The following is a 14,023-nucleotide window of genomic DNA, read 5'->3' on the forward strand; positions in this document are numbered from 1 at the left end:
TAATCAGCAGCAGGTAAATCGAGAGTTTGCATGAATACACGAAATCTGAACGTACAGCATAGCGCAGGAGCGCTGTCGGATAGCGATACGCTGGCCATTCCCTGTGAAACATTCACCCTGGAAAACGGCTTAACCGTGATCGTTTACGAAAATCACCAGTCGCCGGTGGTGGCGGTGAACGTCTGGTATCGCGTGGGGGCGAAGGATGAGCCCGCAGGGAAAACCGGCTTTGCCCATCTGTTCGAGCATCTGATGTTTGGCGGCAGCGGCAACCTGCCCGGCTCGTATCTGGAACGGATGCTTGAGGCCGGAGCATTACAGGTGAACGGCACCACCAGCCGCGATCGCACCAATTATTATCAGACCGTACCGCTGGAGGCGCTGGATTTTGCCCTGTTTGCGGAATCCGATCGCATGGGGCATTTTCTTGAAGGACTCCAGCAGGACGTGCTGGATCGCCAGCTAAACGTGGTGCTGAACGAAAAACAGGAGCGTGAAAGCGCCCCCTATGGCATGGCGTCGGTACGCAGCATCAAAGCCTGCTTCCCGGTCGGCCATCCCTACGCACATACCGTACTGGGCGAAGAAGCCGATCTTAAAAATGCCACGCTGGAGGATGCCCGCGCCTGGTTCCAGCGCTGGTATCGCCCTTCAAACGCGGTGCTGACGCTGGCAGGGGCCATTGATTTGGCAACGGCAAAAGAAAAAGTCAGCCGCTTTTTTGCACATATCCCAACGGGGGAGCCGTTACAGCGCCCCGCAGTTTGGGTCAGTGCGATCCGGGGCGGGCGCAGGGAGATCCTTGAGGATCGGGTAACCCATGCCCGCGTGATGCTGAGCTGGAATTTACCGCCGTACGGTGATGCGGATACCACCGCCCTGCTGCTGCTGCCGCAGCTTTTGACCCACGGTGTGCTGTCGGTGATGCACCGGCAGCTGGTACAGGAGTCGGCGATAGCGACCTTTGTTAATGCGTGGATCGATCCGGGGCTGGTGTGCAGCCAGCTGACCATTTCGGCCCAGGCACAGAACGGTGCTTCTCCCGCTGAACTGGAGGCGGCGATTCTGGCGATTCTGGCCGATTTTATCGCCAGCGGCACTCCGGCAGACAACCTGGAACGGGTACGTGAGGTTTATATGACCAGCGCGCTGAAGAGCTATTCGACGGTGACGGATATCGCCGATCTGCTCTCTTTCAGCGTCGGCATGCTCGGCGATGCGCAGGGTTACAACCGGTTGCTGAACAGCGTTGCGACCGTCAGCGGCGAGACGCTTCGTCAGACTGCCGCACGCTGGTTAAATGAAGACCGCTACAGTCTGCATATTATTCCGTTCACCGCCCGCAGTGCGGAGATCCCAACACCATCGAGAGAAGTGCCGCCGATCGTACTATCTGGCGAGTTCGCCCAGCCTGAACTGCTGCGCGCGCGGCTGGATAACGGCATGCCGGTTATTTTCTCCTCCCGCCCACAGCAGCCGGAAACGCTGATCTCGCTGGTTATCCCGCGCGGTTCTTCGTGGGATGTATTTGCCACGGCGGGGGCCGGGCAGCTGCTGAGCCAGCTACTTTCTGAATGCGGAGCCGGAGATTTCACCGCCGATGAGATAGCCGATCGCGCTGAGCGCCTGGGCGCGGATATGGATGTCAGTATCGGCCAGGACAATATGCTGGTTACGCTGCGGGCGCTGACTTCTCGTCTGGGCGAATCGCTGGCACTGTTCTCTGCCCGCGTGCGTCACAGCCACTTTACCGAACAGGAGTTTGAGCGCAGCCGCAGTCGTAAAATTAATCGACTGGAATCCCACCTCAACACGGCGGACGGCATGGTTTCCCTGCTGCTGTCGCAGACGCTGTTCTCCGCCGGGCACCCGTACGCCCAGCCGCTGTTCGGCTCTGGCACGCCCGCCACGCTGGCGGAGATGAGCTTTACCGGTCTGTCAGAACATCAGCAGCGGCTGCTGGTGCCGGACGGCGCGCAGCTTGTGATCGCCGGTAGCGGTGATTTCGATGCCCTCATCAGTCAGCTGAATACGCTGTTTGGCGACTGGCGCAGTGAATCCGCCAGCGAAAGCCTGGTTCTGCCGGCACTGACTGCCAGTCCGGCTGCCGTGTATCTGATTGATAAACCAGGAGTAAGCCAGACGACCATCGCCGCCGCCTCGCTGATCCCTCCGGGTGAAACGCAGGACGATGCGGCTTTCAACCTGCTGCATGAGGCGCTGCTCAACGGCTTCGCTTCCCGGCTTAACGCCTCGCTGCGTGAAAAACATAACTGGACCTACGGCGTTCACGGCATCCTGACGCAGGCCAGAGCCGCACGGATTCAGGGGTTCTACACCACCGTACAGGCCGACTGCAGCGGCGATGCCCTGAATGAAGTCTTGCATCAGCTGACGGCGATCGACGGCGACAGGCCCGTAACGGCGGAAGAGCTGGAAAAATTCCGCCGGGGAGAGCTGCTGCGGCTGCGCGGCGGTTCGGAAGGCGTAGGTCAGCAGCTGCAGGATGTCCGCTTTATCGTTGTCCAGCAAAAAACCGATGACTACTGGCAACGATATGCGCAACAGCTGTCCGCCCTGACCACCGACGATCTGCAACGGCTGGCGGCGACTTTAATCAAGCCGCTGGAGATGGCGTGGGTGGTGGTGGCGGACATGGCTGAGTCAGAAGCGGATATCTGTCGCGCACTGCCGCCAGGACTGCCGGTCATCCGTTTGAAAGACAACGACTTACCGGGACTGAGCCCGCTCAACGTTCTACCGCAGGAGCCAACGCTGTGACAGAAAAAACCGACGATCAACATGCGGACCTGCTGGGCGATCTGCTGGCCGGAGAGGCAACGGTGCTGCTGGATTTTTGGGCCGAATGGTGCCAGCCCTGTCAGATGATTGCCCCGCTGATCGATGAAACGGCGCGGCAGCGCAACGGAGAACTGGCGGTGGTGAAGGTCAACATCGACGAGCGGCCCGAGATTGCCAGTCTGCTGGCGGTTCGCAGCATTCCGACGCTGATCCTGTTCCGTCACGGTAGTGAAGTGGCGCGCCACAGCGGCGTGATGAATAAACTGCGCCTGAACGCCTGGCTGGGACAATCAGACAAGGGACCCGCCGTATGAGTATCGCCTTTGGCGGCAGCCCGCAACGAAAACAGCAGGTGCTCAGCCAGCTTGAAAACAGCTGGCTGAGCGGAAAAATTCATCCTCACGGCGCCTTCTGGCAGGGCGAGTCCGGCACCTTCAGCGGCTGCGCGGTGCGCGGCGGGCTGGACGATTACGTTAGCGTGACCGGCCTCCCCGCGTCTTTTGCCCTGCTCGCCGACCGGCTTGCGTTTGAGGATGAGGCGTTCGATATCCACTGGGCGCGAGAGTGGTTTACCACTCTGGCTGCGGGCCAGGATCTCAGCGGCATTGAACCCGCGCTGTTAAGCGCACTGCTGGGCACGGTGCAGGAACAACTGGAAGTGTGCCGTGAAGAGATTGCACCGCCGATCCTGGATCTGCTGGAGAGGCTGACGGCGCTGCATCGCGCCAGCCCGCCGCTGCCGGGTAACGCTGCGCCCTGGCAGAGCCTACAACAGGCGGTAATGGATTTGCCGCAGTCGCCGGATGATTCGATATTGAATTATTACCTTATCGCACTTCTGGAAGCGCTGTGCTGGCCGCTCGCTGAGTCGGTCACCCTGTTTACCGAGCTGCTGTCGCCCTTACAGGGCCTTAACTACCACATTGCCAAAATCCGCTGCGGATGGAGCGATCGGTGGCAGCAGCGCGAGCAGGAAATTAATCAACGCTTTGAAGAAGCGCTGGCGAATCACACTGCCAATCAAGCCGGAGAATATTCAGAAGAGCAGCTGACCACGCTGCGCAGCGATATTGTCGGCCAGTTAATTGCCAACAATCCCGATTATTTCACACTGATCGGCACTATAGAGAAACAGATCCGAGAGGATCGCGCACATCTAAAAGCGCAATTCATCACCCTGCTGGCAGGTCACCATTAAATCCCCTGCGCGAATAAGCAGGCAGTTAACATTACCGGAGTCACTATGTCAGTTAACCCGTTGTTTATCGGCGATGCCGCACCTTCATTCCCACGCCTGGAATTTATCAAAGGGCGGGCGTTTACCGCGTTTGAACCCGGCCAGGTTTACGTACTGGAGTGCTGGGCCACCTGGTGCGGGCCCTGTGTCGCCACCTTCCCGCATCTCACCCAGCTACAGCAGCAATATCCGCAGGTGACGATACTCGGTGCCGCGATCTGGGAAGACGATATTAACGAAGTGCGTCAATTCGCCAGCGAACGCGAGGCTGAAATGGGCTATACCCTGGCCTTTAACCCGGCGGCAACGGCAGAACAACCGGGTGATATCCCCGGCAGCTGGCTGAAGCCAAGCTGGCAGGAGGGTATCCCTACGGCTTTCCTGATTGACCAGCAGGGCCGTATCGCCTGGTTTGGTCACCCAATGGAGCTGGATGCGCCGCTGGCCGAGGTTGTCGCCGGTACGTTTGATATTGAACGTGCGGCCAGCGAGTACCGGCAGTGGGTAAAAGACAGCATGGTGGCGGAAAGGAAAGTGCTGGAAAAGCAGCTGATGGCCTTCTCCGCCGATAAAGATCTGCCAGGCGCGATTGCCGCCTGCGAAGCCGCATTCGCTGAGAATCCGGTCCTGGAACAGGTGCTGGGGCTGGAGAAACTGGCCCTGATGCTGCGGCTGCCCGGCGGAGATGCGGCGCTGAGCTACGCCCGCCAACTGAAAGAAAAATTCGGCGACTCGACGGAAAGACTCCGCCAGGATCTCGGCTATATCATCGTTGACGGTATTGAGGTGAATCCGGAAATCGATCGTCAGGATGCCCTGCTCGCCTTTGCCGCCGATACGCTGCTGGAAGCTGAAAGCCAGGCGGCAGAAAGCGGTGAATGGATCACCCGGTGCCATATCGCCCGCAGCCTGACGCTGGTCAGATTCCGGCAGGAAGCCTGGCAGGATGCGCATCAGTATGCGCTGAAGGCAATAGACGCGGCGCAGCACGCGGGTCTGCATGAGGATATTATTCAGGCGCTTAACGATCTGGCTGCGCAGTGCCAGAAGAATATCCCGGCGGACGATAAGCCAGGTAAAAAGGTAGTCTGCGACGGCGATCGCTGCTGGCTGGAGTAAGCTACGCCAACGGGCGATGACCGGGCAATAAGCCTGGCTCTGTCGCCAGGTAGTGATAAAGGTTGCCCCGCGCCTGACGGACAACGGGCGACCTTTTCCCGGCATAGCAAAAATTTCCTGCCTTAACCCCGCTCATTTTCGCGTAAAAATGTTAAACCCCTGCCGATAAATCAGACCATCTGCTTAATCAATTCGCTAATCTTAATGCCATCACATCATTAACCTGATTTTTTTCATCACCTTACGATATTGCTCCGGCATCCACTGCAAGGAATACCCTGAAATGAAAGTACAGAAAATTGCACAGCCCGCCGCCATTGAATCCCTTGAAGCGTGCGGTAGCGTGGAAGGTTTACCGGGCAGCCCGCCGATTAAGGTCTTTGGGCTGGAGAAAAAAATCCCCGGCAAGGAGGATATCGATACCGGTATCTTTGAATGCTCGGCGGGCAGCTATCGTCGCGGCGTGAAGCAGGCGGAAGTCATGCATATTCTCAGCGGCAGCGGCACCTTCACCACCGACGGTGAAGAACCGGTCAGCTTTAAAGGCGGCGATACGCTGTTTTTCGAAGCCAATACGCAGGGAACCTGGGTGGTGGAAACGCAAATGCGTAAGGTTTATGTGATTTTTGACGCCAACTGATCGGCCCCACAAGTTATCCTCCATTTTTCCTCCATCAACACGCGCAACGGTCAGCGACAGTGGCTGACCGCAAATTAACGTGTTGACCCCACCGAACATGGCTCTCACGCACCGCACCGCACGCAATCCTCGCCCAGGACTGTCCTGTGGCATTTTTGTATCACACTGTATCTGCCTTATTGAGCGATACAGGTTGATGCACAACCCGCAAAGATAAAAACATTCCGCATACATCAGCGTGTTTTCATAGCCTCAACAAACAAAACAACTCCTGAGGTACAAAATGAAAACACGCATATCGCCCTTACTGCTGGGCACCATGGCTATGATTGCAGCCTGCCAGGCATCAGCAACGCAGACGGTTCAGGACTACAGCACCGGATTTGAACAGATTAAGCAGATTAATGCGGGCGTGCTGAACGTCGGCTATGTGGATATCGGCCCACGCGATGGTCAGCCGGTTATTCTGCTGCACGGCTGGCCCTACGATATTCAAAGTTACTCCCGGGTGGCACCGCAACTGGCGGCTAAAGGCTATCGGGTGATTGTCCCCTGGCTGCGCGGCTACGGCACCACGCGCTTCCTGTCGGATAAAACCCCGCGCAACGGCGAACCGGCGGCAATGGCGAAGGACGTGGTCGATCTGATGAATGCCCTGAATATCAGGCAGGCGGTTTTCGCCGGTTATGACTGGGGTGCACGCACCGCCGATATTGTCGCGGCCCTGTGGCCGGAACGCGTAAAGTCTCTGGTATCGGTAAGTGGCTATCTGATTGGTAGCCAGGAGCTTGGCCGTAAACCGCTGCCGCCGCAGGCCGAACTGCAATGGTGGTATCAGTTTTACTTCGCCACCGAACGCGGTGCTAAAGGCTATGCTGAAAACACCAAAGATTTCGCCCGGCTGATCTGGCAGCAGGCGTCGCCAGGCTGGAAATTCACCGATGCCACCTTCGAGAAAAGCGCCCGCGCGCTGGACAATCCCGACCACGTGGCGATTACCCTCAGTAACTACCGCTGGCGGTTAGGTCTGGAAAAGAGCGAAGAAAAGTACGCGGACTATGAACAAAAGCTGGCGGCGCTCCCCACTATCGGCGTGCCGACCATCACCATTGAAGGCGATAACAACGGTGCACCGCATCCGGCCCCGGCGGCCTATCGGGCTAAGTTCAGCGGGAAATATGAACACCGCACGTTTAGCGGTAATATCGGACACAATCCTCCGCAGGAAGATCCTGAACGATTCGTTCAGGCCGTCGTTGACGCAGCGGGCATGTAACTAAGGAGCCTCCCCTGGAACATATCGATCACATACTGGTGGTGGATGACGATCGCGACATTCGTGAGCTGATCGTCGACTACCTGATTAAATCAGGCTACGCCGCAACCGGGGCGGCGAACGGTCGCGAGATGCGGTCGGTACTGGGGAACAGGCATATCGACCTGGTCGTACTGGATATTATGATGCCGGGCGATGACGGTCTGACGCTGTGTCGTCAGCTGCGCAGCGACCCGCAGAAAAATATGCCGATACTGATGCTCACCGCGCGCGGCGAAGACGCTGACCGTATTCTTGGGCTGGAGATGGGCGCTGATGATTACCTGGTGAAACCGTTTGTTGCCCGGGAACTGCTGGCGAGGATCAAAGCGATCCTCCGCCGCACGCGCGCCCTGCCGCCGAATTTGCAGGTGACGGAAGCCGGACGGATCATTGCTTTTGGCGACTGGCAGCTGGATACCACCTCCCGACACTTGCTGGATACACAGGGAACGGTGGTGGCGCTGAGCGGTGCGGAATATCGACTGCTGCGGGTTTTTCTCGATCATCCGCAGCGAGTGCTGTCCCGCGATCGGCTGCTGAATCTGACCCAGGGTCGCGATGCGGAGCTGTTTGAACGCTCCATCGACCTGTTGGTCAGTCGGCTACGCCAGCGGCTGCGGGAAGATGCGCGGGAACCGTCGCTGATCAAGACGGTCCGCAGTGAAGGCTATGTACTGGCTGCCGCCGCCATTATCAAAGAGGCTCTCGAATGAGGCTGTGGCCACGAACATTACTGGCCCGCCTGCTGCTGATCGTCATGCTTGGCCTGCTGCTGGCTAACGGCATGACGCTGGCCAGCCTGCTGATTGAACGCATGAACAGTGCCAAAACGGTGATGCTGGGGAATCTGGAGTACGATGTTGCCACCAGCGTGGCGATCCTCGACAGGCTCCCTGCGGCTGAACGCCCGCAGTGGCTGAGCCGACTGGCGCGAGGAAACTACAGCTACGAGCTGTCGCCGGGTGAGACCGGCCATCCCCCCACCAGCCTGCGTTCGCGCGATGCGGTTAACTCACTGAAGGCCGCGCTGGGTAGTACGTGGCCGATGACGATCGTCTCCCTTCCCGGCAGCCGCGAACATATTCAGGTCCACCTTCGGCTGCATGATGGCAGCCCGCTGACTATTAATCTCTGGCCGCACATGCCTGCCATTGCCACCTGGTTACCGATAGTCCTGTTCGCCCAGCTGATGCTGCTGATCGGCTGCGGCTGGTTTGCGGTTCGCCAGGTCACACGGCCATTCACGCAGTTTATTCGCGCAGTTGATACCCTGAAGCCAGCCTCACCGGCAATCCAGCCGATGCCGGAAGGCGGCCCGCTGGAGGTTCGCCAGGCCGCCCGCGCGTTTAATGATATGCAGAACCGTATACAGGAACATTTGAAAGAGAAATCGCAAATTCTTGCGGCCATTTCACACGATCTGCAAACGCCGATTACCCGGATGAAGCTGCGCGTGGAGATGTCGGAACAGCCGGATCTGCGCGATAAGCTGCAGAGCGATCTGGATCAAATGAGTCGGCTGGTTCGTGAAGGGATTGCTTACGCCCGCAGCGCGGGTGGGCTGGAAGAGAAACCGCAAACCGTCAGCCTGAATGCCTTTATCGACACCCTTGCCTGCGATTATCAGGATATCGGGCTGCCGGTGAGTTTTACACCGTGTGACGGCGACGATCGCTTTAGCGTTCGGCCGCAGGCGCTGCGGCGGGTCATCACTAATCTGACCGATAATGCACTTAAATTCGGCTATCGCGCCGATATTGTGCTTTACCCGCCCGGCTCGGGCGGCATTGAATTCTGCGTGCGCGACGGCGGCCCCGGTATTCCCGAACGGGAACTGCAGGCGGTGCTGGAACCCTTCTATCGACTGGAAAACTCCCGCAGTCGCCACACCGGTGGCACGGGGCTGGGGCTGGCGATTGCGTCACAGTTGGTCGGCCAGATGAACGGCATGCTGACGCTCAGCAACCTTCCTCAGGGAGGATTGCAGGCAGCCGTAATGCTGCGTGAGACGCGTTTGTAGCAAAGTGTATCGCTATCGCCCGCAGATAAACGAGCTGACAAAATCGGCCAGATCGAGAAACACCACCAATACATTCGAGCGGTTAAATAGGCCCACTGCCCGAGGAGGCAGACCCTGACCTCGTTTGCTATTGAAGGAGTTTCTCTATGACGCTGTTGATTGCTTTTATTGCCGGAATGCTGACCTTACTCAGCCCCTGTACTCTGCCCGTGATCCCCTTTGTATTTGCCGGCGTGCGCGGGAGCAGAGGTAAAATTATCGCATTGCTCGGCGGAATGGTGTTGATGTTTACCGCCGTGGCACTGCTGGTGTCGGTGACCAGTCAGTGGGTTACCGGCGTTACCGCCGCCGGGCGCTGGATAGCACTCGGTTTTCTCACCCTTGTTGCATTAACGCTGCTCTCCTCCCGAATGGCCCAGTGGCTCAGCCGTCCGCTGCTTGCCCTCGGCAACCGGATCAACGATGAAAGCTATCGCCAGCAGGGGCTGGCCGCAGCCCTGCTATCCGGGATGGCCATTGGCCTGCTGTGGTCACCCTGCGCCGGGCCGATACTGGGCGCAATCCTCAGCCTGTCGGTCAGCGGCACATCATCGGTGTCCGTTGCACTGCTGCTGACCGCTTACGGCAGCGGATGCGCCGCAATGCTGGCTCTGCTCTGGTTTGCCGGCCGTGAACTGTTAGCGCGGATGCGGCCGGGGATGATGATCACCACCCGTTTTCGCCAGCTGGCGGGCGGGCTGATGCTCGGGTCGGTGGCACTGGTTGCCAGCGGTGCGCAGAGTCAGCTGCAGAGCGGACCGGAATTTGCCCAGCGCCTGGAGCAGCGGTTGAGCGAGCACTTTGCCCGCCCGCAGCCGCAGATCAAACTGCAGCCGGTAGCCGTTCAGCAAACCAGCAGCGCACTGCCATCGCTGACCGGCGATACCGGCTGGCTGAACGGTGAACCCCTCACTCCTGATTCGCTCAAGGGTAAAGTGGTACTGATTGATTTCTGGACGTTTGACTGCATTAACTGCCAGCACACTTTGCCGCACGTACGCGACTGGGCCAATAAATACCAGAGCCAGGGGCTGGTGGTGGTGGGCGTTCATACCCCTGAGTATCCCTGGGAGCGCGATGCGCAGACGGTTTCCGCTGCTATCGCCCGCTGGAAACTGCCCTACGCCGTGGTCACCGATAACAACTATGCCATCTGGAACCGCTTCGGTAATCAGTACTGGCCCGCACACTACATTTTTGATGCCATGGGCCAGTTGCGCTATACCGCCTTTGGCGAAGGTGATTACGAACAGCAGGAACAGGTTATACAACAGCTGTTAAGCGAAGCACGTAGCTGATGAGGTCAGCGGCCAGAGGCATCGGCGAAATGATGTCTCTGGCACCGACATGGCCTTTCCGAGAACGCTAACCCGTTACAATGGACTTGGGCTCCAGAAAGGATTCGAGTCCAAAAATACCAAATTCTCGCCCGATACCGGACTGCTTAACGCCCCCAAACGGGGCCAGAAGTTCAGGGATAATGCGATTGATCAGCACGCTGCCCGCCTGAAGGTGCCGGGAAATGTGTAACGCGCTTTCTGTGTTGGAGGTAAACACATACGCCTGAAGTCCGTAGAGCGAGTCGTTGGCAATACGGATGGCATCGCCCCGATCGCTATAGCTGATGATGGACAGTACCGGGCCAAAAATCTCTTCACGGGCGATATCCATCTGGTTTTCCACCTTTGCAAAAACCGTCGGCCTGACAAAGAAGCCCTTTTCCAATCCGTCCGGTCGCCCCTCGCCGCCCACGATAATCTCCGCGCCCTGTTCAATGCCCAGGCGAATGTAGCGCTGGATACGATCGTACTGGCTCCGGTTAGCCAGAGGGCCGATCTCCGTCGCCGGATCGTCCGGCAGCCCCGTTTTCAACGTGGAAACATGCAATCGGACCCGCGTGATAACGTCTTCTAAGAGCGACTCTGGCACCAGAAGCCGCGACCCGGCAACGCAGGCCTGTCCGTTATTGAGAAATGCAGCGTTTATCGCCAGCGGAATCGCAACGTCAAGATCGGCATCATCCAGCAGAATCGAAGCGGATTTTCCCGTCAGTCCAAGCGTGACGCGTTTTAGTGTTTCAGTGGCCGTACGGGCAATGTTTTTACCGGTGGCCGTTGAACCGGTAAAGGAGATTCTGGCAATCAGCGGATGTCGGCAGATTTCATCGCCAACATCATCGCCATTGCCCAGCAGAATGTTAAACACCCCATCGGGCAGACCGGCCTCGTGCAGCGCCTCCGCCAGCACCTGCGTCTGCATCGCCCCCAGTTCACTGGGTTTAATCACCGATGCACAGCCCGCAGCCAGCGAAAAGGCCAGCTTGCTGCATACCGAGCCCGTCACGCTGTTCCACGGTGCGATAAGTGCCGACACGCCAACAGGCTCCATGACCACCGTTGCCGCACCGATTTTCTTCGTAAAGGGGTAATTCTGTAATGTATCCGCAGCATCGGAAAAGCACTGCGAAGCATACTGACTGACCCAGCGTGAACGAGAAAGCGGCCCGCCATATTCCTCAATAGTGGCCTGCTGAAGATCTGCCGTCCGGCGTAAAACGGCAGATTTGAGCGCCATCAGCATCTCAACACGATCCTTTCGGGAGGTTTCCCGTAGTCGGTTTTGCGCCTGTGATGCGGCAATAATCGCCCGTCGGGCATCATTGCGATCCGCCAGACGCACGCGGCCAATAACCTTTTCGTTTGCCGGATTAATACTCTCAATTTCCTTGCTGCCGCTGACCGCAACAAATTTACCGCCTATATAGGCCTTGTCGATATACCACATGGCATGGCTCCTGTTCTGTCTTCATGGGGAGGAAGAATGGAGTGTATCGACGACTTATTGTTTTGATAATATAGTTAATCAGGCATGAAGAATCCCGGAAATCGAACCAATGTCCAGAGATGTGACAGACTTGAATGTGGTACTGGCCGTGGCCAGGCGGCGGGGATTTCGCGCGGCGGCGCTGGAGCTGTCGATGTCAACCACGGCGGTGAGCAATACCGTCGCCGGACTGGAATCCCGGCTGGGCATCAGATTGTTTCACCGCACCACCCGCAGCGTTTCACTGACGGATGCAGGCAAGCAGTTTGTCGAACGGATTGCTCCCGCCGTGGCCGAGATCCAGCAGGCGATGGAAGAAGCCAGCGGCCGAAGCCTGTCGCCGTCGGGTACGTTAAGGATTAACTGTGCGCTGGGTGCCGCACTGATGATTTTTACACCGATTCTGCATCGCTATTTGCAACGCTATCCGGAAATGACGTTGGATATCGTTACCGATGGACGGATGGTGGATGTTATCGGTGAAGGATTTGATGCCGGAATACGGTCAAGCCATAGCGTGCCGCAGGATATGATCCGGGTGCCGATTTCCGGTGAAATCCCGCTGGCAGTGGTGGCTTCTGCAGCTTATTTCGATCGCCATCCCCCGCCGCAAAGGCCGGAAGATCTGATGCATCATCAATGCATTCGCGGACGCCTGCCCGGCGGGCTGCCTTCTGGCTGGCAGTTTCATCGTCAAGGGGAACTCTTCACGCTGCATGTGCCTGGTCCGCTGATCCTTGATTCCCCGCAGCTGATGCTTTCCGCCGTACGGCATGATTCAGGCATTGCGCAGATCCCGCGCTGGTATATCGAAAATGAGCTGCGCAACGGCGAGCTGGTTAGCGTGTTGTCTCCATGGCTACAGCCGATGCCCGGTCTGTCACTTTACTATGCAGGAAGACACCATATTCCAGTCGCGCTTCGAGCGTTGATTGACCTTATACAGGAAGTGAATGCGAGGGATTGAGCGTTTGGCGAGCCAAAGTGAGCGAAACGATGAGATCGGTCTTGCTATGCTTAACGGCATGATTTGACTGAATGAAATCAGCTCACGGAGAAAATAATGACTCAGCTTACCTGGCAGGCACCGGCCATTAACCGCAAAAAAATCGGCGACATGCTGGTGACAATGCTCAGCGACGGATATCTGGACGTGTCGTTTGAACTCCTTTCCGGCATCGACGGTTCGCGGGCAGAAGCGCTGTTAGAGCGACGCGGTGCGCCAGCCGTGCCGCGTATCAATATCAACGTTTACGTTATCCAGACGGCCGGACGTACCATTCTGATCGACAGCGGTGCCGGTGGCGTTAACGGCTGGGGCGGGCGACTGCCGGTGGCGCTGGCCGCTGCGGGCATCGACCCGCTGCAGATTGATACCGTTTTGCTGACGCACGCCCATCCCGATCATATCGGTGGCCTGGCCGGTCCGCTACAAACGCCTCTTTTCCGCAACGTACAGCAGCTGTTTGTGCATGAAAAAGAGCTGGCTTTCTGGCGGGATGAAAATCGCTATGCCAGCGTGCCGGACGCCCAGCGCCCGTTTATCGATCTGGCAAGAAACGCCTTTAATGCCTACGACGATCGGCTGGTGCCGTTCCGTCAGGAAGCGATTTTGCCAGGTATTCAGGCAGTTCCTCTGTTTGGTCACACGCCGGGCCACAGTGGTTATTTACTGGGAGATGAGCGCGAATCGCTGCTGATTTGGGGAGATATTGTGCATTTTCCTCATATTCAGATTGCCCAGCCGGAGGTGACTATTGCCTTCGACAGCGATCCGGCTTCAGCATCGGCGGTGCGTCATCAGCTGCTTGACCGCGCGGCCAGTGATAATTTGTCGGTCAGCGGAATGCATTTTAATCTGCCCACAACCGGTAAAGTAAAACGTGACGGCGCAACATTTGCGCTGGACTACGACCTCTGGTCGCCAGCGATCTGAGGTTAAAACACGATGAAAGCACAGGCCGCTTGAGAAAACAGACCCGGGCGGCATATAGTAAAAACTCCATTTCCCTTTTGACGGTCCTA

Annotated in this window: 12 protein-coding genes; 11 read left to right on the forward strand and 1 reads right to left on the reverse strand. The window is 57.8% G+C overall.

The genetic code is table 11. The features are described from left to right. The first annotated feature begins 30 nt into the window (after nucleotides 1-30). From JOE09_RS01980 to JOE09_RS02020, 9 genes are all read left to right on the forward strand, one after another. Nucleotides 31-2,781, forward strand: a complete 2,751-nt coding sequence (locus tag JOE09_RS01980; RefSeq protein WP_205064597.1) for a M16 family metallopeptidase — start codon at nucleotides 31-33, stop codon at nucleotides 2,779-2,781. After that, on the forward strand, nucleotides 2,778-3,116 hold the full coding sequence (gene trxA, locus JOE09_RS01985) for a thioredoxin (protein ID WP_205064598.1): 339 nt from the start codon (nucleotides 2,778-2,780) through the stop codon (nucleotides 3,114-3,116). Before JOE09_RS01980 ends, trxA begins: the two co-directional genes overlap by 4 nt. Further along, nucleotides 3,113-4,000, forward strand: a complete 888-nt coding sequence (locus tag JOE09_RS01990; RefSeq protein WP_205064599.1) for a hypothetical protein — start codon at nucleotides 3,113-3,115, stop codon at nucleotides 3,998-4,000. The genes trxA and JOE09_RS01990 overlap by 4 nt, the downstream gene beginning before the upstream one ends. A 45-nt stretch (nucleotides 4,001-4,045) precedes the next feature. Then, nucleotides 4,046-5,158 carry a TlpA family protein disulfide reductase gene (locus JOE09_RS01995; RefSeq protein ID WP_205064600.1) on the forward strand — a complete coding sequence of 371 codons (1,113 nt, stop codon included), beginning with the start codon at nucleotides 4,046-4,048 and terminating at the stop codon, nucleotides 5,156-5,158. Nucleotides 5,159-5,441: 283 nt separating this feature from the next. Further along, complete coding sequence (locus tag JOE09_RS02000; RefSeq protein ID WP_200546430.1) at nucleotides 5,442-5,798, forward strand: cupin domain-containing protein; 357 nt, start codon at nucleotides 5,442-5,444, stop codon at nucleotides 5,796-5,798. 283 nt (nucleotides 5,799-6,081) lie between these two features. Beyond that, nucleotides 6,082-7,074, forward strand: coding sequence for an alpha/beta fold hydrolase (locus JOE09_RS02005; RefSeq protein ID WP_205064601.1), 993 nt, complete (start codon nucleotides 6,082-6,084; stop codon nucleotides 7,072-7,074). Nucleotides 7,075-7,088: 14 nt separating this feature from the next. After that, nucleotides 7,089-7,829: a response regulator gene (locus JOE09_RS02010; RefSeq protein ID WP_205065091.1), complete on the forward strand. Its 741-nt coding sequence runs from the start codon at nucleotides 7,089-7,091 to the stop codon at nucleotides 7,827-7,829. Next, nucleotides 7,826-9,136 carry an ATP-binding protein gene (locus tag JOE09_RS02015; protein WP_205064602.1) on the forward strand — a complete coding sequence of 437 codons (1,311 nt, stop codon included), beginning with the start codon at nucleotides 7,826-7,828 and terminating at the stop codon, nucleotides 9,134-9,136. Before JOE09_RS02010 ends, JOE09_RS02015 begins: the two co-directional genes overlap by 4 nt. 146 nt (nucleotides 9,137-9,282) lie before the next feature. Next, on the forward strand, nucleotides 9,283-10,473 hold the full coding sequence (locus JOE09_RS02020; RefSeq protein ID WP_205064603.1) for a cytochrome c biogenesis protein DipZ: 1,191 nt from the start codon (nucleotides 9,283-9,285) through the stop codon (nucleotides 10,471-10,473). 67 nt (nucleotides 10,474-10,540) lie between these two features. Here the strand turns inward: JOE09_RS02020 and JOE09_RS02025 are convergent, their stop codons facing one another. Continuing rightward, a complete protein-coding gene (locus JOE09_RS02025) occupies nucleotides 10,541-11,959 on the reverse strand; it encodes an aldehyde dehydrogenase family protein (RefSeq protein ID WP_205064604.1) in 1,419 nt (472 codons plus the stop codon). 109 nt (nucleotides 11,960-12,068) lie between these two features. Between JOE09_RS02025 and JOE09_RS02030 the strand changes: the two genes are divergently transcribed. Both JOE09_RS02030 and JOE09_RS02035 read left to right on the forward strand, forming a co-directional pair. Next, entirely contained in the window at nucleotides 12,069-12,965 is an 897-nt protein-coding gene (locus JOE09_RS02030) for a LysR family transcriptional regulator (RefSeq protein ID WP_205064605.1), read from the forward strand. 96 nt (nucleotides 12,966-13,061) lie between these two features. Continuing rightward, nucleotides 13,062-13,934, forward strand: a complete 873-nt coding sequence (locus JOE09_RS02035) for an MBL fold metallo-hydrolase (RefSeq protein WP_205064606.1) — start codon at nucleotides 13,062-13,064, stop codon at nucleotides 13,932-13,934. The last annotated feature ends 89 nt before the right edge of the window (nucleotides 13,935-14,023 follow it).

Source organism: Pantoea coffeiphila (assembly GCF_016909495.1).
GTDB lineage: Bacteria > Pseudomonadota > Gammaproteobacteria > Enterobacterales > Enterobacteriaceae > Erwinia > Erwinia coffeiphila.